This is a genomic window from Pantoea sp. Cy-639 (assembly GCF_011752525.1).
Taxonomy (GTDB): Bacteria; Pseudomonadota; Gammaproteobacteria; order Pseudomonadales; family Pseudomonadaceae; genus Aquipseudomonas.
On record NZ_VWXI01000006.1, the window covers coordinates 214,137 to 234,239 of the forward strand.

Annotated in this window: 16 protein-coding genes and 1 pseudogene; 3 read left to right on the top strand and 14 right to left on the bottom strand. The window is 65.7% G+C overall.

Translation table 11 applies throughout. The features are described from left to right. Positions 1-42 precede the first annotated feature (42 nt). From F3J43_RS10230 to F3J43_RS10265, 8 genes are all read right to left on the bottom strand, one after another. A complete protein-coding gene (locus F3J43_RS10230) occupies positions 43-2,832 on the bottom strand; it encodes a dermonecrotic toxin domain-containing protein (RefSeq protein WP_166885401.1) in 2,790 nt (929 codons plus the stop codon). A 66-nt stretch (positions 2,833-2,898) separates the two neighbouring features. Continuing rightward, positions 2,899-3,084 (bottom strand): DUF4175 domain-containing protein, encoded by a 186-nt coding sequence (locus F3J43_RS10235; RefSeq protein ID WP_166885404.1) that lies wholly within the window; start codon positions 3,082-3,084, stop codon positions 2,899-2,901. Next, positions 3,081-4,193: a PepSY-associated TM helix domain-containing protein gene (locus tag F3J43_RS10240; protein WP_166885406.1), complete on the bottom strand. Its 1,113-nt coding sequence runs from the start codon at positions 4,191-4,193 to the stop codon at positions 3,081-3,083. The genes F3J43_RS10235 and F3J43_RS10240 overlap by 4 nt, the downstream gene beginning before the upstream one ends. Positions 4,194-4,279: 86 nt before the next feature. After that, on the bottom strand, positions 4,280-6,712 hold the full coding sequence (locus tag F3J43_RS10245; protein WP_166885408.1) for a TonB-dependent siderophore receptor: 2,433 nt from the start codon (positions 6,710-6,712) through the stop codon (positions 4,280-4,282). A 116-nt stretch (positions 6,713-6,828) separates the two neighbouring features. Further along, complete coding sequence (locus F3J43_RS10250; protein ID WP_166885410.1) at positions 6,829-7,785, bottom strand: FecR domain-containing protein; 957 nt, start codon at positions 7,783-7,785, stop codon at positions 6,829-6,831. After that, positions 7,782-8,291 carry an RNA polymerase sigma factor gene (locus tag F3J43_RS10255; protein WP_353618212.1) on the bottom strand — a complete coding sequence of 170 codons (510 nt, stop codon included), beginning with the start codon at positions 8,289-8,291 and terminating at the stop codon, positions 7,782-7,784. Before F3J43_RS10255 ends, F3J43_RS10250 begins: the two co-directional genes overlap by 4 nt. A 188-nt stretch (positions 8,292-8,479) precedes the next feature. After that, positions 8,480-9,190 (bottom strand): 3'-5' exonuclease, encoded by a 711-nt coding sequence (locus F3J43_RS10260; protein WP_166885413.1) that lies wholly within the window; start codon positions 9,188-9,190, stop codon positions 8,480-8,482. Then, a complete protein-coding gene (locus F3J43_RS10265) occupies positions 9,187-11,124 on the bottom strand; it encodes a putative nucleotidyltransferase substrate binding domain-containing protein (RefSeq protein ID WP_166885415.1) in 1,938 nt (645 codons plus the stop codon). The genes F3J43_RS10260 and F3J43_RS10265 overlap by 4 nt, the downstream gene beginning before the upstream one ends. Before the next feature lie 212 nt (positions 11,125-11,336). Here F3J43_RS10265 and F3J43_RS10270 point away from each other — a divergent pair, with 212 nt between their 5' ends. Next, the gene (locus F3J43_RS10270; RefSeq protein ID WP_166885417.1) at positions 11,337-11,786 is read left to right on the top strand and encodes a response regulator; all 450 of its coding nucleotides are present in this window, start codon (positions 11,337-11,339) and stop codon (positions 11,784-11,786) included. A gap of 64 nt (positions 11,787-11,850) precedes the next feature. On the opposite strand, the gene F3J43_RS10275 is transcribed toward F3J43_RS10270, so the two are convergent. Further along, positions 11,851-14,028: a malate synthase G gene (locus F3J43_RS10275; protein ID WP_166885419.1), complete on the bottom strand. Its 2,178-nt coding sequence runs from the start codon at positions 14,026-14,028 to the stop codon at positions 11,851-11,853. A gap of 458 nt (positions 14,029-14,486) precedes the next feature. On the opposite strand from F3J43_RS10275, the gene F3J43_RS10280 reads away from it, so the two are divergent. After that, entirely contained in the window at positions 14,487-15,005 is a 519-nt protein-coding gene (locus tag F3J43_RS10280) for a glycine cleavage system transcriptional repressor (RefSeq protein ID WP_166885421.1), read from the top strand. Positions 15,006-15,281: 276 nt separating this feature from the next. Here F3J43_RS10280 and rarD read toward each other — a convergent pair whose 3' ends face one another. The 5 genes and pseudogenes from rarD to F3J43_RS24420 all read right to left on the bottom strand — a co-directional run. Next, positions 15,282-16,169 (bottom strand): EamA family transporter RarD, encoded by an 888-nt coding sequence (rarD, locus tag F3J43_RS10285; RefSeq protein WP_166885423.1) that lies wholly within the window; start codon positions 16,167-16,169, stop codon positions 15,282-15,284. A gap of 64 nt (positions 16,170-16,233) precedes the next feature. Next, positions 16,234-17,208 (bottom strand): serine/threonine protein kinase, encoded by a 975-nt coding sequence (locus F3J43_RS10290; RefSeq protein ID WP_166885425.1) that lies wholly within the window; start codon positions 17,206-17,208, stop codon positions 16,234-16,236. Positions 17,209-17,394: 186 nt separating this feature from the next. After that, on the bottom strand, positions 17,395-18,159 hold the full coding sequence (locus tag F3J43_RS10295; protein ID WP_166885427.1) for a TOBE domain-containing protein: 765 nt from the start codon (positions 18,157-18,159) through the stop codon (positions 17,395-17,397). A gap of 57 nt (positions 18,160-18,216) precedes the next feature. After that, entirely contained in the window at positions 18,217-18,699 is a 483-nt protein-coding gene (locus F3J43_RS10300) for a ComF family protein (RefSeq protein WP_205297766.1), read from the bottom strand. Positions 18,700-18,768: 69 nt separating this feature from the next. After that, positions 18,769-18,954: pseudogene (locus F3J43_RS24420) on the bottom strand (double zinc ribbon domain-containing protein); the annotation flags it as partial. An 89-nt stretch (positions 18,955-19,043) separates the two neighbouring features. On the opposite strand from F3J43_RS24420, the gene bioB reads away from it, so the two are divergent. Then, complete coding sequence (gene bioB / locus F3J43_RS10305; protein WP_166885431.1) at positions 19,044-20,102, top strand: biotin synthase BioB; 1,059 nt, start codon at positions 19,044-19,046, stop codon at positions 20,100-20,102. Position 20,103: the final 1 nt, after the last annotated feature.

Genomic DNA, 20,103 nt, shown 5'->3' on the forward strand with positions numbered 1-20,103 from the left:
CATGTGCCCCGCAGGTACGTGAGTGGCTGAGGTCGGGCTTAGTCAGTCCAGCGTCAGCCAGCCACTGCTGCGACCAGCCTGGCGTACCCGTATCCGCCACCTGTCCCCCAGTTTGCGCAGCACTGCCCAGGCCTGAACCATGCCTTGGGCGTTCTCGGCGATCTGCAGGTGATAGTGCCCATCCAACAAGTGCCTGCGTACCGGTAGCTGCCTGCCGTTTATCTCCAGGTAAAGGTAGCCCTGGGCTTCGAACAGCTCCGTTTGCTCCGCCATCGGCGTTCCTGCCCGTGCAGGTTCTAGCCGGCTGTCGTCGAGGAGCTGGCGTATGTCCGGCAGGCCGTCATGCCAGAGCACGGTCGAGTCGATCACCCAGGTGCCGTCGCGCAGGCGCTTCACGGGTTGCCTGATATAGGCATCCGGCTGACTGGGGTCGGTCGCACGCCAGCGCTGGCCGTCGAAACTGACCTGGTAGAAGCGTCCTTGGGGGTCGCGGATGTAGTACTGGGTCAGGCCAGGGTTGGTGCCGGTCTTTTCAAACACCCCCTCGCCGTGGAGGCCGTCGATGCGATAGCGCAACTGGCTGGCCTCGACGGGTGCCGCATAGCGCGGTGGCAGGGTAAGGGGACGTGGTGGTGGCAGCCCCCTGACCGCGCGGCGCATCAGCGTCGAGCCGGAAAAGCCCTTGACCCCGGTCGCGCCGGGGCTCAGGCCGCCGACGATATTGTTCACGGCATCGAGGCTGTGGCTAAGGGCCGAGAACGTGTGGTGCAGGGCTTCCTCATGGTTGTCCATGCCCATGGCTTGCACGCCATCCAGCACTGAGATGACCAGGCGGCCGAACGCCAGGGCGGCCATGGCCGGGTAGGGCAGCACCAGGCTGACCAGGTCGAGTGTCAGGCGCAGCGCATCCAGGCCGAAGCGGCCCAGCAGTTCGCGATTGCTGCGGCTGGCCGCGTCGGTCTGGGCCATCATGCTGCTGACCTCGGCACGGTAGATTGCGTCGAACAGGTGGCCTTCGATGATCGGGCGCTGCACATGGGGCCCCAGCCTGCCTTTGCGCAGCAGCTTGTCGAGCTTGCGCGGATTGGCCAGTGGCATGCGCGCGAGCACGTACTCGCGCAGCGGCGCCTGGCCACGCAGGTCGCGCAATAGTTCGCGGGTATTGCGGTACTCACGCCAAGGGCGTCGATCCGGCACGTCCGGTGCGTAGATCACCACCCGCGTGCTGCGTGGCTGGTCGCTGTCGAGCAGGAGCAGGCCTTGCACGGTATGGCCCTGGATGAGCAACTGGCGTGCGTTGATCCGCTGACCGGTGGAGGCCAGGCGTCCATGATGCTCCGGTTGTTCGATGAGCGAGCGGGCCCAGGCATAGCCATGCTCGTCGGGGTCGGCGAGAAAGTGCCCGGCATAGCGCGCCTTGGCGGCCTCGGCGTGCAGGCGCGCGCGGTTGATCCGGGCGTGGGCCTGGCGACGCCATTGCGCCTGTTCCGAATCGAGCAGGTGTCGCTTGAGAAAGCGGTTGTAGCTGGTGCCTGCCTCAAGGTCGCGAACGAGCTGTTTGACTCGCTGCGGGGTCAGGGCCTCGATGGCTTCGCCGTCGTTCCGGTGCACCCGGGCCGTGAGCCAGTAGTCGACATCGAACCAGGCGATGTTGAGCAAGGCGAGGTTCTCGAGTGTGTAGGTAACCGGGATCCGTTCGATCGTCTCGTCGGTATGCGCGCGACTGTTGGCGGCTATGTAGGCCGAAGGTAGCAAGGGGTTGATCAGGGGGCCGGTACGCCGGGCCAGGGTGACGCTGACGCGGATGTCCTCGGCAGGTATGTCGATCCCGGGGTTCCAGCGCAAGCCTTCGTCCAGGCGGGCCCGGACCCAGCTCGACAGGGTGTTGCGTTGCTGGAACTGTTCCAGCGTCAGCAGGCCGGGAGCGCCGGCCAGGGCGATCGCCCCCGCCAGCTCTTGCAGGGTCTGCATGATATGCGCAAGGGCTTGCGGGGAGGCTTCGTGCAGCCAGGGCGGCAAGTGCTTTTCCAGCAGCAGGGCATAGCGGGTGGCGAGCGGTTGTTTACTGCCGATCTGCGCTGTCAGGTCCAGTGCCTGCTCGAGCTGGTCGGCCTGCGCGGTCGATGGCATCTGCCATAGGGCGCCGAGTCGGGCCCGCTGCTGCTCGATCAGGCAGTCGGCCTGATAGACAAAAGGGTCGTCGGCGTACCACTCGTAGCGCAGCCGGTCGGCCTGCTGAACGGTCGTCAGGTCTTCCGGGCGTTCGAGCAGTGCCAGCAAGGCCTGGGACTGCAAGGGATCGTCGAGTCGTTCGCAAAGCTCGACATGCAGCGCGGCCAGGTCGCTGAAGGCTTCTATGCCGTGGGGCAAGCTGTACAACAGGGCCTTGCCCTGGATCTGCCCGGGAACAGCTTCGAGGCCGGGCGGCGCGGCGACGATCACCAGGGTACCCGGCAGATGACAGCGGCGGTTCGGGCTGCGTGTACTGAAGCATGGGCGGAAGATCTCGGCGCGAAGCTGCCTCGAGGCCTGGCGTTGCCAGGCTAACGGGTAGCTCAGGCAGGTGCGCAGGAGGAATTCGTCCGTGTCGTCGAGGGTGCCGTCGGCCAGGCGCAATTCGAGTTCGGCCAGCAGTTGCGCCTGGCGTAGCCGGGCCAGCTGAGTCTGGCGGTTATCGCCGTTGGCCCCTTTGGTGTGCCAGAAGTGGGCCAGTGCGCTGTACAACTGCTGGCGTTGCTGCGCGGGTGCAAGGCGCGGGTCGAGGGTCGGCTGCCCCAGTTGCAGCGCAGTGATGCGCGCATCCAGGGCTTCGAGGCGTTGAAGAGGGGTCATGGTGCAGCTCCTTGGCAAACGGGAGCCCACCCTGCGGGTTGCCAGGCGAGGCCTGGCGGTAACCGGCTATCGCTGGCGCCGCGGCCAGAAGCCGCTCAACCCCAGCGCCGCCGACAGCCCCAGGCCCAGCCAGGCCAGGCTGTCCCAGACCCCGTCACCGAGCAGGGCGGCGAACAGCCCGGCGCCGCTGAGCACGGCGATCAGCAGCGGCCAGGCGAATATCCGTCGAGTCGATTGCGACCTGTGGCTCATGCCCGTGCCTCCCGTGGCTTGCGCTGTTTGCCCCACCACAGGTACAGGCCGCTGCCGAGCACGATGATGGTCAGGATGTCGAGCAGAGCCCAGAGGATCTGCATTGGCCGTCCGCCGTAGTCACCGAAGTGCAGGGGTTGCGATAGACCCATGGCGTCCATGTACCAAGGGCGCTCGCCGACTGCTGTCACCTCCAGGGTGCGGGCATCGATCAGCACGGGTGTGAGCAGGTGCGAGGTCAGGTGGGTGGCGCCGTTCATGAAGACTGCGTAATGGTGCTCGCTGGAGAACCGGGTGCCGGGGAAGGCGATGAAGTCCGGGCGCATGCCGGGCGCGGCCTCGGCGGCGATGTCCAGCAGCCGCGTGGCGGGTGCGCGTTCGGTGAGCGGCGGGGCATCGCGGTAGGGCGCGACCATCGCTGCCAGGCTGTCGTTGCGCCAGGCGGCGATGACCAGGTCGGACAGCGCGCTGATCACCCCGGTGACCCCGACCACCAGGGCCCAGGTCAGGGTGACCACGCCGATCAGGTTGTGCAGGTCGAGCCAGCGCAGCCGACGCGACTTGTCGTGGCGCACCGTGGCGAAACGCAGGCGGCGCATGAACGGCGCGTACAGCACGGTGCCGGAGATGATCGCGACGATGAACAGCACGCCCATGAACGCCAGCAGCAGCTTGCCGGGCAGGCCGGCGAACATGTCCACGTGCAGGCGCAGCATGGTCATCATGAAGCCGCCGTTGGACGCCGGCATGGCTACCGCCTCGCCGGTGCGGGCGTCGAGCATGAAGGTATGCGAGTCGTTGGGGTCGGTACCGGCGGTGGCGGCCATGATGGTCAGCACCCCGTCGGGTTCGTCCTTGTCGTAGCCGAAATACTGCACCACTTCGCCGGGGCGGTGCCGCTCGGCCTGGATGACCAGTTGCTGCAGGTCAAGCTGCGGGGTGCCGGCGGGCATCTCGCGCAATTCGGGGGCATCGCCCAGCAGGTGCTCGAGTTCGTGGTGGAAGATCAGCGGCAGGCCGGTCAGTGCGAGCAGCAGCAGGAACAGCGTGCATACCAGGCTGCTCCAGGTGTGGATCGCCGACCAGCGGCGGATGGTTTGGCTTTTCATCACGGCTCCTTACGCCATCGCGGGGCAAGCCCGCTTCCACGCCGAGAGGGAACGGCGTGTGAGCGGGCTGGCCACGCGATGGGTATTCACCACTTGTAGGTGGCGCTGGCGACCACGCTGCGCTGGTCGCCGTAGTAGCAGTAGTACCCGTCGCAGGTGGAGAGGTAGTCCTTGTTCAGCAGGTTGGTGGCGTTGATTGCCACCGAGGCGCCTTTGAGGCTGTTGTCCAGGCGGCCCAGGTCGTAGTGCACGGCGGCGTCGAACACGGTGTAGGCATTGGCCTTGCCCAGCCAGGTGTTCTCCTGGTTGCCATAGGTGTTGCCGGTGTAGCGTGCGCCCAGACCGATACCGAATCCGTCGAGCACGCCGGTGTGCCAGGTGTAGTCGGTCCACAGCGAGGCCTGCTGATTCGGCATCAGTTGCAGCCGGTTGCCTTTGTACTGGCCGTTCTGCACCTCGGATTTGGCCAGGGTATAGGCGGCCACCACTTTCAGGTTCTCGGTCACATCGGAGACGGCTTCGAGTTCCAGGCCGCGAACCTTGACCTCGCCAGTCTGGCTGGTGACGGCTACACCGCCGTTGTTGTTGGTGACCAGGATGTTCTTCTGGGTCAGGTCATACACTGCGGCGGAGAGCAGGGTATTGGAGCCAGGTGGCTGGTACTTGATGCCCAGTTCCCATTGCTTGCCTTCGGTGGGCTTGAAGGTTTTCAGTGGGTCGGCATCGGCACTGCTGGCCGGCTGGAAGGACTCTGCGTACGACAGGTAGGGCACGAAACCGGAGTCGAAGACGTAGCTGATCGCCGCATTGCCACTGAACTGGCTGTCGCGCTGGGTATTGGTGGCATCGCCCTTGTTGAAGAACTTGGTACCGGTGTGTACCCAGTCCTGACGTCCGCCCAGGGTCAGGCGCCACTTGTCCAGCGCCATCTGGTCCTGGAGGTAGAGGCCGGTCTGGACGGTCTTCTGGTTGTAGTCGTAGAACGCCTCGGAGCGGTCCGGGCGAGTGATCGGCACGCCGTAAACCGGGTTGATGGCATTGGTGGGGGGGACGTTGAAACCGTAGATCGCCAGGTAGTCGTGATCGGTGCGCTGGTGGTCCAGGCCGATCAGCACAGTGTGGCTGATGGCGCCGGTGGCGAAGTCTGCCTGGAAGTTGTTGTCCACGGCGAACTGGCCGATGTCCTCATCGACATTGGTGGACATGCGGTTGACCGTGCCATCGTTCTGAACAGGGCCGCCGGGTGAGTAGTAGGCGCCGGGGGTAATGGTCTGGAACGACAGGTCCGATTTTGTGTAGCGCAGGTTCTGACGGAATTGCCAGACATCATTGAAGCGATGCTCGAAGGCATAGCCCAGCGCATAGTAGGTACGGTCGTAGAACTCGTAGTCTGGGTCGCCGAGGTTCTTGTGGTGCGAGATCTTGCCGAACGGCATGCCGATCTTGGTGCCCTGGATCGGGCGGAACTGGCTGGTGGCCCCGGTATCGTCGCGGGTGAACTGCGAGAGGAAGGTCAGCGATGTGTCTTCGTCGATGTTCCACGTCAGGCTCGGGGCGATGTTGTAGCGCTTGTCCTCGATATGGTCGACCTGGGTGCCGCCGTCGCGCAGCACGCCACTGATGCTGTAGAGGAACTGGCCTTGGTCATCGATCTTGCCGGTGCTGGCAAAGTTGATCTGACGATGGTTGTCGCTGCCGTATTGCAACTGGACCTCATGGCTGCTCTCGGCTTGCGGGCGACGACTGACCATGTCCAGCAGGCCGCCGGGCGGGGTCTGGCCGTAGATCGAGGAGGCGGGGCCGCGCAGCAGTGCGAGGCGGTCCAGGTTCCAGGTTTCGGCTTTGGGGTTGGCATAGACGCCGCGTGGCAGTGGCAGGCCGTCGAGGAACTGGGTCGGCTCGAAGCCGCGTACCCGCATCCAGTCGTAGCGGGTGTCGTTGCCATAGCTGGCGGAGACGATGCCAGGCATGTACTTCACCGCGTCATCGAGGCTGTGCACGCCGCGGTCGCTCATCTGCTGGCGCGTGGCGACGGAAATGGAACGTGGTACTTCGACCAGCGCGGTGTCGGTCTTGGTACCGGCGGCGGTGCGCTTGGCGGTATAGCCCTCCACGGGGCCCCAGGCGCTTTCATAGCTGCTGTTGGCGTCGATGTTGGTTTCCGGCAGCGCCAGGCTGCCCTCGACTACGGCCACCAGGCTGTAGCTGCCGGCGTTGCTCTGCTGCAGTTGCAAGCCGGTACCCCGCAGGGCGGCCTGCAACGCGCCGGCGGCGTCGTACTGGCCATTGACGGGGGCCGAGGTGCGGCCATCGACCAGGCCTGGGTCCAGGGCCAGGGCGATGCCGGCCTGGCTGGCGATCTGGTTCAGGGTGTTGGCCAGCGGGCCGCTGGGCAGGTTGTAGGCCCGTGGCGCGGTCTGTTCGGCGGCGAACAGGGCCGGGCTGGCCAACGGGGCGGCCAGGCCGATGGCCAGGGCCATCAGGCTGGGGCGAAGCAAAGCATCAACGGCACGGGACATGCAGCGGCTCCTCGACGAAATAGTGCTGACTGCTTCCTTGCCGAGCGAGAGTGGAAAAGTGACAGGGGGCTGGTTAAATTTTTTTGCAGCGTCCGGACGGGGTGTCGGTGACCGGGCTATCGTGCGCTGACGGTCACCCACCACGGCGTGTGCCGCTCGATCTTCACCGGCAGTGCCGGCACCAGCGAGGCCAGGGCCAGGTCGGTGTCGCTCAGTGGGAAGCTGCCGCTGACGCGTAGGTCGGCGACGGCGTCGGCGACCCCGAGGTGGCCGTTGCGGTACTGGCCAAGGGTCGCGACCAGGTCGGCCAGGCGCACGTTGTCCACCACCAGCATGCCGCGGGCCCAGGCATCGCTGCCGACCGCCACGGGGCCGACCTGGCCGAGGCCATCGGCGCTCATCAGCACTTGCTGGCCTTCGCGCAGGACCTGCTCGTCACCGCTGTTCTGCGGCTTGGCCGCCACCGACGATTGCAGCACCTCGAGGCGGGTGCCGGCGTCCTCGCGCTTGACCAGGAAACGCGTACCCAGCGGGCGCAGGCGGCCGTCATCGGTACGGACCAGCAACGGACGGCTGTCGTCGTGGCCGGTCTCCACGGAGATCTCCCCCTGGTGCAGCACGATCAGCCGTTGCTCGCCCTTGAAGTCGATGTCCACGGCGGTGTGGGTGTTCAGGCTCAGCAGGGTGCCGTCTTCCAAGCGCAGGGTGCGCATCTCGCCAGTGGCGGTACGCTGGTCGGCCAGCCAGTAGCTCGGCGCCAGCGTCGGCACTCCGGCCCAGGCCAGCAGGCCGCCCAGCAGCAGTACGCTGGCCAGGCCGCCACCAAGGCCTGCGAGGCGTTGGCGCAGGCCGGCGCGCGATTGCATCAGGGTGTGGCGCACCGGGCCGGCCATGACGCTGACGCGCTGGTCGAGCACGCCCAGTTGCCGCCAGGCGCGGGCGTGCTCTTCGTTGGCGGCGTGCCAGTGCATGAAGGCGCTGTGCTGCTCCGAGGTACCGCTGTCTTCGTCCAGGCACAGCTTCCAGGCGATGGCCGCTTCCAGCACCTTGCCCGAGACCGGGGCATTGCTCATGTCGGCTCCCCGTACAGGGCGATGTAGCACTGGCGCAGGCCCTGGGCGATGTACTGGCGCACGCGGGACACCGAGACGCCCAGGCGCTCGGCGATCTCGGCGTGGCCCAGGCCGTCCAGACGGTTGTGCAGGAAGGCGGCGCGGGCCTTGCTCGACAGTTTGCCGAGCAGGTGGTCGATGGCCTTGAGGTCTTCGAGGATCAGTTGCTGGGTTTCCGGGGACGGGTGTTCGGCCTCGGGCAGCAGGGCCAGTTCCGCCAGGTAGGCCTGCTCGAGGGCGGCGCGGCGAAAATGGTCGAACAGCAGGCCCTTGGCGACGGCGACCAGGAATGCGCGGGGTTCGCGGGGGGCGTCCAGGCGGTCGCGGCCGAGCAGGCGCACGAAGGTGTCCTGGCTCAGGTCCTCGGCGCGCTGGCGACAGGCGATGCTGCGCTGCAGCCAGGCCAGCAGCCAGCCGCGATGGTCGCGGTACAGCGCGCCGACCAGGGCGGCATGTGGACTGTGCACGGAGCTCAAGGAGCGTCCCCCGAAAAGAATGCGTTAACTAACGATAATTATTCGCGATTGTGGCAGAGGCCGGGTGGGGGCGCAATTGACGCTTATCGGAATGCCATCAGGTGATGGCCCGCTCGCGGGCAAGGCCAGTATCGGCAGAAATGCCGTGGGGGTATTGCCGACTGCTGGCCTGGAAGGGCTCAGAATCCCTGGCTCTGGGCCTTGCGCCGGTGCCATTGCTTGAGCCGTTGCTCGAGCTGCAGTGGGCTGTCCAGCTGCTGGCGGCGGGCCTGGCTGAACAGGATCAGTGCCAGTTCCGCAGTGACCTGGGCATCGGCGCTGGCATGGTGGCGGCTTTGCACCTCCAGGCCGAAGCGGGCGATCCAGTCGTCCAGTCCGGCTTCGCGCAGCACGGTGTCGGGGTTGAGCATCGGCGCCAGTTCGGCGACGTCGAGGAATGCATGCTGCAGGCGCAGGCCCAGGCTGTCCTTGAGGGCGCGTGCCAGCATGCGCTGGTCGAACGGCGCATGGAAGGCCAGTACCGGGCTGTCGCCGATGAAGTCCATCAGGTCGAGCAGGGCCTGGGCCGGGTCGCAGCCGGCGGCCAGGGCACTGGGGCCGAGGCCGTGGATCAGCACGCTGGCATTGGTCTTCTGCTGTGGCCGGTGCAGGGTGCGTTCGAATGGGCGGCCGAGATCGATGGCGCCGTCTTCGATGGCTACAGCGCCGATCGACAGCACCTGGTCGCGATTGAGGTTCAGGCCGCTGGTCTCGAGGTCCAGCACCACCCAGCGCTGCTCGCGCAGGGTGCACACGCCCAGGGGCGACGGGGTCGGCAGGCTGGCGAGGCGCTGGCGCAGTTCGCCATCGAGCTCGGGCGCTGGTGGGCGTAGCCAGGCGAACAGCTTCACAACTGGTACCGCAGCGCCAGGCTGCTTTGCAGGCGCTGGGCCTGGCGCAGGGACTCGCGCAGGATGCGTCGGTCCAGGTGATTGAGGCTGTCCGGGTCGAGCCGGTTGGAATAGGGCAGGTTGTCGCGGGTCTGGCGTTGGTGCTGTTGCATGCGGGTCTGCTGGATGAAGTGATAGGCCTCTTCGTAGGCGGCGCCGTCCAGGGGCTCGATGACGCCCTTGTCCACCAGCTGGCGCAGACGTTCGAGGGTGTTGCAGGCCTGGATGCCGTTGGCCAGGGCCAGCAGGCGGGCACCGTCGACGAAGGGGGTCAGGCCCTGGACCTTGAGGTCGAGGGTGGCGGCCTTGTCGTCGCCCTGGCGGGTCAGCACGAACTCGCGCAGGCGTCCTACCGGCGGGCGCTGGCGCAGCGCGTTGTCGGCCATCATGCGCTGGAACAGGCGGTTGTCGGCGATCTGCTCGAGCAGGCCTTGACGCAGCTGCTCGCAGCCCTGCTCGTCGCCCCAGACCACACGCAGGTCGAAATAGATGCTCGAGCCCAGCAGGTTCTCCGGGCTGGCCTCGCGAACGAAGCCAGCGAAGCGCCTGGCCCACTCGCTGCGCGACAGGCACTGCTCGGGGTTGCCGGCCATGACGTTGCCCTTGCACAGGGTAAAGCCGCACTGGGCCAGGTGGTGATTGATCTGCTGGGCCAGCGGTAGCAGCTTGGCGCGAATGGCCTCGGCCTCGGCGCTGTCCCGGGCTTCGAAGAGGATGCCGTTGTCCTGGTCGGTATGCAGGGTCTGCTCGCGTCGGCCTTCGCTGCCGAAGCACAGCCAGCTGAACGGTACGCCCGGGTCGCCGCGCTCGGCGATGGCCAGCTCGATCACCCGGCACACGGTGTGGTCGTTGAGCAGGGTGATGATCTGGGTGATCTGGGTGGACGATGCACCGTGGGCGAGCATGCGCTCGACCAGTTGGCCGATCTCGCCGCGCAGCGACACCAGGGTGTCCAGCCGCGGGGCGCTGCGGATGGTGCGCGCCAGGTGCACCAGGTCGACCCGTTGCAGGGAGAACAGGTCGCGTTCGGAGATCACCCCGCACAGGCGCTGGTTCTCCACCAGGCAGACATGGGCGATGTGCCGCCCGGTCATCGCCATGGCGGCGTCGAAGGCACTGGCCTGGGGGTTGAGGTGGAACGGCCTGGCGGTCATGTAGCGCTCGATCGGCGCGGTCAGCTCGGCGCTGGGGTCGGCCACCACCTGGCGCAGGTCGCGCAGGGTGAAGATGCCGATGGGGAAGCGCTGGCCATCGATCACCACGATGCTGCCGACCTGCTGCTCGTGCATCAGCCGTACCGCTTCGCGCAGCGGCGTGTCTGGCGGGCACACCACCGGGTGGCGCAGGGCCAGTTCGCCAAGCGGGGTATTGAGCGAGTACTGGGTGCCGAGGGTCTCCACCGCGCGCTGGCGCACCTGGCGATTGACCTGGTCGAGCAGGCTGCTGACGCCACGCAGGGCAAAGTCGCGGAACGGTTCGGACATGGAGAACAGGCGGATGAACGCGGCCTTGTTCAACTGCAGGCAGAAGGTGTCCTCGCCTGCCAGGTGTTCGGTGCGCGTGGCCCGCTCGCCCAGCAGCGCAGCCAGCGGGAAGCATTCGCCGCTGGTGATCTCGAAGGTGGTTTCGGTGCCTGGGCGGGTGACGTGCTGACGCTCGCCGACCACCCGGCCCTGCTTGACGATGTAGAAATGTTCGACCGGCCCGTCGGCGGGCTTGATGATGCTTTCGCCGCCCGCGTAGAAACGCAGCTGGCACTGCTCCACCAGGTAGGCCAGGTGGCTGAGTTCCATCTGATTGAACGGCGGGAAGCGCTGCAGGAACTGCAAGGTGCCCTGGATGTTCTGCTGCACTGCTGTTCTGCCCGCCTGGCTGTAGGCGTCCTTTTTGCTCATGAAGCTGACCGTATCGCTACGCCGAACTATATATATCTATCTATAGGGCTCGGCTTTGTTGTTCTCGACCTCCATGGTCGGCTGGCGGCCGGGTGGTGCCCATTGGACGTAAGTCTAGAATCACGGCTGCCGAGGATCCGACGAAAGGCGGGTCGGCTAGCGCGGGTTTTGCGGTCGTATCGAGTGAGCGGGATTTTTCTGACGAGAGCACCATGGCTGAGCATGACGGGATTTTGAGTGACGCCGAGCGCGAGGCGTTGGCCATGGTTTCCGACCTTCCTGCGTCGAAGCAACTGGTGCTGGTGGTGGACGACAACCCAGTCAACAGCCTGGCGTTGTGTCGCTACCTGAAGAGCAAGGGGGTCGAGGCGGTGAGCGCCGATGGTGGCGACGCTGCCATGGACGTGCTGGAGCGCGAGCCACGGGTGGGCCTGATGATCACCGACTTGCGCATGCAACCCATGGACGGCCTTGAGCTGATTCAGTGGGTACACCGTTCGGGATGGGCAGCGTTGCCGATCATCGTTGTGTCGGGCGACACCGATGTGGAGGAGGCGGTGGACGTGATGCACCTGGGGGTGGTGGATTTTCTGCTCAAACCGGTGGATCTGGACCGGTTGATGGTGCATGTGCGGTACGTGTTGAGGATGGATCAGGGCTGAAAATGATCGCGGGGCCAGCCCGCTCCCACGTGGGAGCGGGCTGGCCCCGATGTGTTGCTGCGGCTTACAACCCGTTGCGCGCCTTGAACTCGCGACGACGGCGGTGCAGGACCGGCTCGGTGTAGCCGTTCGGCTGCTTGGCGCCTTCGATCACCAACTCGACAGCCGCCTGGAACGCGATGTTGTCATCGAAGTTCGGCGCCATCGGCCGGTACTGGGCGTCGCCGGCGTTCTGCGTGTCGACCACCGCGGCCATGCGCTTGAGACTTTCCAGCACCTGGTCCTGGGTGACGACGCCGTGGCGCAGCCAGTTGGCCAGCAATTGGGCCGAGATACGCAGGGTGGCGCGGTCTTCCATCAGGCCGACATCGTTGATGTCCGGCACCTTCGAGCAACCCACGCCCTGGTCGATCCAGCGCACCACGTAGCCGAGGATGCCCTGGGCGTTGTTGTCCAGCTCGTTGCGGATCTCGTCGGCCGACCAGTTGGTGTTGGCGGCCAGCGGGATGGTCAGGATGTCGTCGACCGAAGCCGGCGTGCGCGACGCCAGTTCGCGCTGACGGGCCTGCACGTCGACCTTGTGGTAGTGCAGGGCGTGCAGGGTGGCGGCGGTCGGCGACGGCACCCAGGCGGTGTTGGCGCCGGCCAGCGGGTGGGCGATCTTCTGCTCGAGCATGGCGGCCATCAGGTCAGGCATGGCCCACATGCCCTTGCCGATCTGCGCGCGGCCTTGCAGGCCGGTAGCCAGGCCGACGTCGACGTTGTTGTTCTCGTAGGCGCCGATCCACTTCTCGTTCTTCATGGCGCCCTTGCGCACCACGGCGCCGGCTTCCATGGAGGTGTGGATCTCGTCACCAGTGCGGTCGAGGAAGCCGGTGTTGATGAACACCACGCGCTCGGCGGCGGCCTTGATGCAGGACTTGAGGTTGACCGTGGTGCGGCGCTCCTCGTCCATGATGCCGACCTTGACGGTGTTGCGCGGCATGCCCAGCAGGTCCTCGACGCGGCTGAAGATCTCGGCGGCGAACGCCACCTCTTCCGGTCCGTGCATCTTCGGCTTGACGATGTATACGCTGGCGCTGCGGGTGTTCTTGCGGCTGGTGTTGCCGTTGAGGTTGTGCAGGGCGATCAGGTTGGTGAACAGACCGTCCTGGATGCCTTCGGGGATCTCGTTGCCTTGTGCGTCGAGGATCGCCGGGTTGGTCATCAGGTGACCGACGTTGCGCACGAACAGCAGCGAGCGGCCGTGCAGGGTGACGCTGCCGCCGTTGGGCGCGGCGTATTCGCGGTCCGGATTCATGGTGCGGGTGAAGGTCTTGCCGCCTTTGGTCACGCTCTCGGCCAGGTCGCCTTTCATCAGGCCCAGCCAGTTGCGGTAGACGATCACCTTGTCGTCGGCGTCGACGGCGGCGACCGAGTCTTCGCAGTCCATGATGGTGGTCAGCGCCGACTCCATCAGGATGTCCTTCACGCCGGCGGCGTCGGTGCTGCCGACCGGGGTGCTGGCGTCGACCTGGATCTCGAAGTGCAGGCCGTTGTGCTTGAGCAGCACGGCGGTCGGGGCCTTGGCGTCGCCATGGAAGCCGATCAGCTGGGCGTCATCGCGCAGGCCGCTGTTGCTGCCGCCCTTGAGGGCGACGACCAGCTTGCCGGCTTCGATGCGATAGCCGGTGGAGTCGACGTGGGAGCCGGCGGCCAGTGGCGCGGCCTGGTCGAGGAAGGCGCGGGCGAAGGCGATGACCTTGTCGCCGCGCACCTTGTTGTAGCCCTGGCCTTTCTCGGCGCCACCCTCATCGCTGATGGCGTCGGTGCCGTACAGTGCATCGTACAGCGAGCCCCAGCGGGCGTTGGCGGCGTTCAGGGCGAAGCGTGCGTTCATCACCGGCACCACCAGCTGCGGGCCGGCCATGTGGGCGATTTCTTCGTCGACGTTTTGCGTGGTGGCCTGGAAGTCGTCGGCCGCTGGCAGCAGGTAGCCGATCTCCTGGAGGAAAGCCTTGTAGGCCACAGCGTCGTGGGCCTGGCCCTGGCGCGCCTGGTGCCAGGCGTCGATCCGGGCCTGCAGCTCGTCGCGCTTGGCGAGCAGGGCTTTGTTCTTGGGGGCGAGGTCGTTGATGATCTTCTCTGCCCCGGCCCAGAACGCATCGGCCTTGATGCCGGTTCCAGGGATCGCTTCGTCGTTGACGAAGTCGTACAGGGCCTTGGCGACCTGAAGGCCACCGACTTGAACGTATCCAGTCATTGCTTGCCTCACCTCTGCTCAGCTATTTCGCTTTCGCTCTTCTGTATTAAGCCTGTAGCGCTTCTCTAAACACGGCACCAGTGCTTGCCCTCGTCGTCCGAGCGCGGCTGGGTGCGGCTCGCCAGGCAGGCCGGCGGGCGGTTGGCGTATTTTCACAGGCGCCTTGGCAGACATCGAAACGACGTTTTGTAGTCCGCGTCGACGCATACTACATGAAGCAGCAGGCAGGTAAACATCGGACTCAAAGCGCCGTTCTGCGACCAGCTGGTCGCATAGGGTCACGCTGGGAGACGGTATGTTCGCAAAAAACAGGTGGATTGTTCCAGATAAATCTTGAAACAGTACACGATTGGTTGGTCCGACTGTCCTGCGGCAGGTTGCCGCGCCTTGCCTATACTGATTCGACTGCCGATTCACGGTCGTTGGCGACGGCCATCAGCGAACAGAAGGAGTGGCCCGTGGACCATCTGGTACTCACCGTGATCGCCCCCGACAAAGCCGGGCAGGTCGAACGTATCGCCCAGTGCATCGCCGAACACAACGGCAACTGGCTGGAGAGCCGCATGTCGCGCATGGCCGGGCAGTTCGCCGGCATCCTGCGGGTGGCGGTGCCTGCGGAAAACTACGCCGAGCTGGTGGAGTCGCTGCAGCAATTGGCCAGCCACGGTATCCGCGTACTGATCGCCGAGAGTGGCATCGAGCCGTCCTGCACCTGGAAACCGATTGCCATGGAACTGGTGGGGAACGACCGGCCGGGCATCGTCCGTGATATCACCCGGTTGCTGGCCGAGCAAGGGGTGAACCTCGAGCGTTTCACCACCGACGTGCGCCCGGCGCCGATGAGCAGCGAGCCGTTGTTCCATGCCGATGCCTTGCTGGCCTTGCCGTTGACCTTGTCGCTGGATGATTTGCAGGCGCGTCTGGAAAGCCTGGCCGATGACCTGATGGTGGAGTTGTGGCTGCGCCCGGAGGAGTGATCCGAAATTGTCCAGGTCTGTTCGCCGCGGCAGCCTTGCTGGCGAAGTGCGCGGCTCTGCACGGGTTATCCAAATTTAGCGGGGACGGCCCTGTGGATAACCTGGGGGCGTTGCGCTACAGCCCAGTGTAGACGGGGCTTTGCGCCGCTTGAGCAAAAAATGTCCAGTTATCAGTAGCTTGTGCACAAACGCCGGGGAAGAGGGTGTGGATAACCTCTGGAGAGGTTGCTGAAGGCCACGAATGACGTGGCCTCCAGTCAGCTGATCATTTTATGATCAGGCGCGCTTGCGCAGTGACAGCCAGGCATCGACGCTATACACCGCCAACCCCGCCCAGATGAAGGCAAAAGCCACCAGGGTGCTGGACGACAAGTGCTCGTTGAACAGCAGTACCGCCTGCAGCAGTACCAGGGTCGGCGCCAGGTACTGCAGGAAGCCCAGGGTGGTATAGGGCAGGTGGCGTGCGGCGGCGTTGAAGCACACTAGCGGCACCAGGGTCACCGGGCCGGCCGCCATCAGCCACAACGCTTCGTTGCTGCTGAAGAAGTCCAGGCTGGCGCTGCTGGCGGTTGGGTGCAACAGCAGCCAACCGATGGCCAGTGGCACCAGCATCCAGGTCTCGACCACCAGCCCAGGCAGCGCCGCTACCGGCGCCTGCTTGCGGATCAGCCCATAGAAGCCGAACGACAGCGCCAGGGCCAGCGACACCCACGGCAGGCTGCCGACTTGCCATACCTGTTGCGCCACCCCCAGTGCTGCCAGCATCACCGCCAGCCATTGCAGGCGCCGCAGGCGCTCGCCGAGCAGCAGCATGCCCAGCAGCACGTTGATCAGCGGGTTGATGTAGTAGCCCAGGCTGGCTTCGAGCATGCGGCCGTTGTTCACCGCCCACACGTAGGTCAGCCAGTTGCCGGCGATCAGTGCGCCGCTGAGCGCCAGGATCGCCAGGCGTCGCGGGTTCTCGTGCAGCTCGCGCCACCAGCCGGGATGCTTCCACACCAGCAGCAGGAGCGAGCCGAACAGTGCCGACCAGAGCACCCGGTGGACGATGATCTCCACGGCCGGGACGCTCTGGATGGCTTTGAAGTAAATGGGGAACAGGCCCCAGATGATGTAGGCGCCGAGGCCCAGGATGTACCCGCGGCGCGGGTTGGCGGCGTGCATGCAGAATCCTTGCTTAGGTAGCTAAATGAAGCGACGCCTATTGTAGACAGAGCGTGGCGCGCTTCTAGAACAATTTCAGCGGTTCTTCATCCAGTGCGGCGATCTGCTCGCGCAGGGCAAGGATCTGGTCGCCCCAATAGCGTGGCTGGCCGAACCAGGGGAAGCTCGGCGGGAATGCCGGGTCGTCCCAGCGTCGTGCCAGCCAGGCGCTGTAGTGCAATTGACGCAGGGCGCGCAGTGGCTCGACCAGGGCCAGTTCGCGTGGATCGAAGTCGTGGAATTCGTTATAGCCATCGATCAGTTCGGCCAGTTGTCCCAGGCGCTCCTCGCGGCTGCCGGCGAGCATCATCCACAAGTCCTGCACCGCCGGACCCATGCGGCAGTCGTCGAGGTCGACGACATGGTAGGCCTCGTCGCGGTGCATGAGGTTGCCGGGGTGCAGGTCGCCGTGCAGGCGAATCGGCTGGTACGGCGTGCGGGCGTAGAGGTCCTCGACGCGCTTGAGCAGGTCGCGGGCCACTGATTCGAAGGCCGGCAGCAGTTCGCGGGGGACAAAACCGCCATCCAGCAGGGTTTGCAGCGAGGCATGGCCAAAGTTGTCCACAGCCAGGTGTTCGCGATGGGTGAATGGCCGGGCGGCACCGACGGCATGCAGGCGGCCGAGCAGTTGGCCCAGGCGGTACAGCTGGTCGAGGTTGCCCGGTTCCGGCGCGTGGCCGCCGCGGCGCGGGAACAGGGTGAAGCGAAAGCCCGCGTGCTCGAACAGCGAGCGGCCATCATGCAGCAGTGGCGCCACTACGGGGACTTCGCACTCGGCCAGTTCGGCGCTGAAGGCATGTTCCTCTAAGATCGCCGCATCGCTCCAGCGCCCGGGCCGATAGAACTTGGCGATCAGCGGCTGTTCGCCTTCGATGCCCACCTGGTAGACCCGGTTCTCGTAGCTGTTGAGCGCCAGCACCCGGGCATCGCTGAGAAAGCCCAGGCTTTCCACGGCGTCGAGCACGAGATCGGGGGTGAGGGTATCGAAGGGGTGGGACATGAAGGGCTCCAGGCGCGGGACAGCGTGGGCGCATGGTAGCGCATCCTGCGGGCCCGGCCTGTCACTTTGAGGTGCAGGAGCCTGAGAAGGGCGACCAGGGCCTATGGCCTTTGCGTCTTGCTTGAGCGGGGGCATCGTGGGGCAAGCCCGCTCCCACGACATTATCTGAGTCAGGTGCCCCCAGGATCAGACCGGAACGCCGAGCAGCACGAATGACGGATGGAACTGCACGCGTACTGTGCTGCCCGCTGCGACCTGACGCTGGTCCAGCCACGCCTGCTCGGCGAGTGCGCACAAGGTCTGCCCGTTGCTCAGCGCCAGGCGCACCTCGCTGGACGCATCTTCCCCGCCGAGCACCTCCTCGACCTCGGCCGTCAGGCAATTGCTGCCTGGCTCGGGTTGATCGTCGTCCCCCAGCAATTGCACCCAGCCCGCCTTGAGCAATGCCACCACCGTGCCACCGAGCGTCAGTTCCAGGCGCTCGGTGCTGCCACGGGTGATCAGCGCGTCGATCTCCAGGCCGCCGCCGAGGGCCAGGCTGATGCGGTCGTGCCGGCCCTCACGGCGCAGGCCGCTGATTCGCCCCTGCAACTGGTTGCGGGCGCTGGTGCGCAACATCAGGCGACCGAGCAGGTCGAGGTCGCTGCTGTCCTCGTCGGATTGCAAGATCTCGGTCTGCAGTGCCTGCAGGCGCTGGTACAGGTGCAGCACCCGCTCGCCTTCGGCGGACAGGCGTGCGCCACCGCCGCCGCGGCCGCCGGTGCTGCGCTCCACCAGCGGTTGGGCCGCGAGGTTGTTGAGCTCGTCGATGGCGTCCCAGGCCGCCTTGTAGCTGATGCCGGCCGCTTTGGCCGCGCGGGTGATCGAGCCTTGTTCGGCGACATGCTGCAGCAAGGCGATGCGCTGCGGGCGGCGGGCGATGTGCTGGGTGAGCAGGGCGGGCAGGGACATGGGCAGGTTTCGGCAAGGCGGAAGATTGCGCGACGTTGCCGCCCGCACCCGGCCAAGTCAAGCCTGATCCGGCCTGGGCGTACGGGCCAGGCAGTAGATATCCACACGTCGGGCGCCACCCTGGCGCAGCAGGCGGGCGATGGTCTGGGCCGTGGCGCCGGTGGTCAGCACATCGTCGACCACGGCCAGGTGCAGGTCTTCCATATGCGCCTTGTCGATGATCCTGAACGCCTGGCGCAGGTTGCGTTGCCGGGCCCTGGCGTCGAGCACCTGCTGGGCAGCGGTGTCGCGAACACGCTCGAGCAGCTGTTCATCGCAGGGCAATCGCAGTTGCCTGGCCAGCCAGCGGGCGAGCATCGCGGCCTGGTTGAAGCCGCGCTGGCGTAGTCGACGCCGGGCCAGGGGCACGGGCAACAGCCGGTCAGGTCGTGGTAGCCCTTCGCTGTAGCGATGCTCCAGGGCTTGTCCCAGCAAGTGCGCCATCAATCGGCCCAGGGGCCACTGGCTGTTGTGCTTGAAACGGCTGATCAAGGTATCCACGGGGAACCCGTACTGCCAGGTCGCGACGACTCGTTGAAATGCCGGCGGGCGGCGGGTGCAGCCGGGGCAGAGCAAGTTGTCCACAGGCATCGGCAAGGCGCAGCGCCGGCATTGTGCATGCAGCCAAGGCAGTTCGTGTTCGCAGTTCATGCACAAGGGGATGGGTTGTTGCGCTGGCGAATCGCAGAGCAAACAGGACTGGTTGATATTTAAGCAGTTGTAAACTATGCGTTTAAGGTTTGGTTGACAGTTCATGGGCCTTCCGTGAGTATGCGAGCTATCCGTGATGCGCTGGCGGGCTTTCCTGTCCCGGCGTCAGTCAGACCATAGATAAGGAAACGCCGATGAGCGCCAGCACAATTGCAACCACACGTCACGACTGGTCCCTGAGCGAGGTCAAGGCACTGTTCCAGCAGCCGTTCAACGACCTGCTGTTCCAGGCGCAGACCGTGCACCGCGCGCACTTCGATCCCAATCGCGTGCAAGTCTCGACGCTGCTGTCGATCAAGACCGGCGCCTGTCCTGAAGATTGCAAATATTGTCCGCAGTCCGGTCACTACAACACCGGCCTGGAAAAGCAGAAGCTGATGGAAGTGCAGAAGGTGCTGGAGGAAGCCGCCCGGGCCAAGGCCATCGGCTCGACCCGCTTCTGCATGGGCGCGGCGTGGAAGCATCCGTCGGCCAAGGACATGCCCTACGTGCTGGAGATGGTCAAAGGGGTCAAGGCCATGGGCCTGGAAACCTGCATGACCCTCGGCAAGCTCGACCAGGAGCAGACCCTGGCCCTGGCCCAGGCGGGCCTGGACTACTACAACCACAACCTCGACACCTCGCCGGAGTTCTACACCAGCATCATCACCACCCGCACTTACAGCGAGCGTCTGCAGACCCTCGCCTACGTGCGTGATGCCGGGATGAAGATCTGCTCCGGCGGCATCCTTGGCATGGGCGAGTCGCTGGACGACCGCGCGGGTCTGCTGATCCAGCTGGCCAACCTGCCCGAGCATCCGGAGTCGGTGCCGATCAACATGCTGGTGAAAGTCGCCGGCACGCCGCTGGCCGACGAGGCAGACGTCGATCCGTTCGACTTCATCCGCATGCTGGCCGTGGCCCGGATCCTCATGCCCAAGTCCCATGTACGGCTGTCCGCAGGTCGCGAGCAGATGAACGAGCAGATGCAGGCGCTGGCGTTCATGGCCGGGGCCAACTCGATCTTCTACGGCGAGAAGCTGTTGACCACTGCCAACCCCCAGGCCGACAAGGACATGCAACTGTTCGCCCGCCTCGGCATCCAGCCTGAAGCCCGCGAGGAGCATGCCGACGAGGTGCACCAGGCGGCGATCGAACAGGCGCTGGTCGAGCAACGCAGCAACGAGCTGTTCTACGACGCAGCCTCGGCCTGAA

Excerpts from the sequence above, each read along its gene's own strand:
- F3J43_RS10230 (WP_166885401.1), bottom strand. The coding sequence starts at position 2,832 with ATGACCCCTCTTCAACGCCTCGAAGCCCTGGATGCGCGCATCACTGCG.
- F3J43_RS10235 (WP_166885404.1), bottom strand. The coding sequence starts at position 3,084 with ATGAGCCACAGGTCGCAATCGACTCGACGGATATTCGCCTGGCCGCTG.
- F3J43_RS10240 (WP_166885406.1), bottom strand. The coding sequence starts at position 4,193 with ATGAAAAGCCAAACCATCCGCCGCTGGTCGGCGATCCACACCTGGAGC.
- F3J43_RS10245 (WP_166885408.1), bottom strand. The coding sequence starts at position 6,712 with ATGTCCCGTGCCGTTGATGCTTTGCTTCGCCCCAGCCTGATGGCCCTG.
- F3J43_RS10250 (WP_166885410.1), bottom strand. The coding sequence starts at position 7,785 with ATGAGCAATGCCCCGGTCTCGGGCAAGGTGCTGGAAGCGGCCATCGCC.
- F3J43_RS10265 (WP_166885415.1), bottom strand. The coding sequence starts at position 11,124 with ATGAGCAAAAAGGACGCCTACAGCCAGGCGGGCAGAACAGCAGTGCAG.
- F3J43_RS10270 (WP_166885417.1), top strand. The coding sequence starts at position 11,337 with ATGGCTGAGCATGACGGGATTTTGAGTGACGCCGAGCGCGAGGCGTTG.
- F3J43_RS10275 (WP_166885419.1), bottom strand. The coding sequence starts at position 14,028 with ATGACTGGATACGTTCAAGTCGGTGGCCTTCAGGTCGCCAAGGCCCTG.
- rarD (WP_166885423.1), bottom strand. The coding sequence starts at position 16,169 with ATGCACGCCGCCAACCCGCGCCGCGGGTACATCCTGGGCCTCGGCGCC.
- F3J43_RS10290 (WP_166885425.1), bottom strand. The coding sequence starts at position 17,208 with ATGTCCCACCCCTTCGATACCCTCACCCCCGATCTCGTGCTCGACGCC.
- F3J43_RS10295 (WP_166885427.1), bottom strand. The coding sequence starts at position 18,159 with ATGTCCCTGCCCGCCCTGCTCACCCAGCACATCGCCCGCCGCCCGCAG.
- bioB (WP_166885431.1), top strand. The coding sequence starts at position 19,044 with ATGAGCGCCAGCACAATTGCAACCACACGTCACGACTGGTCCCTGAGC.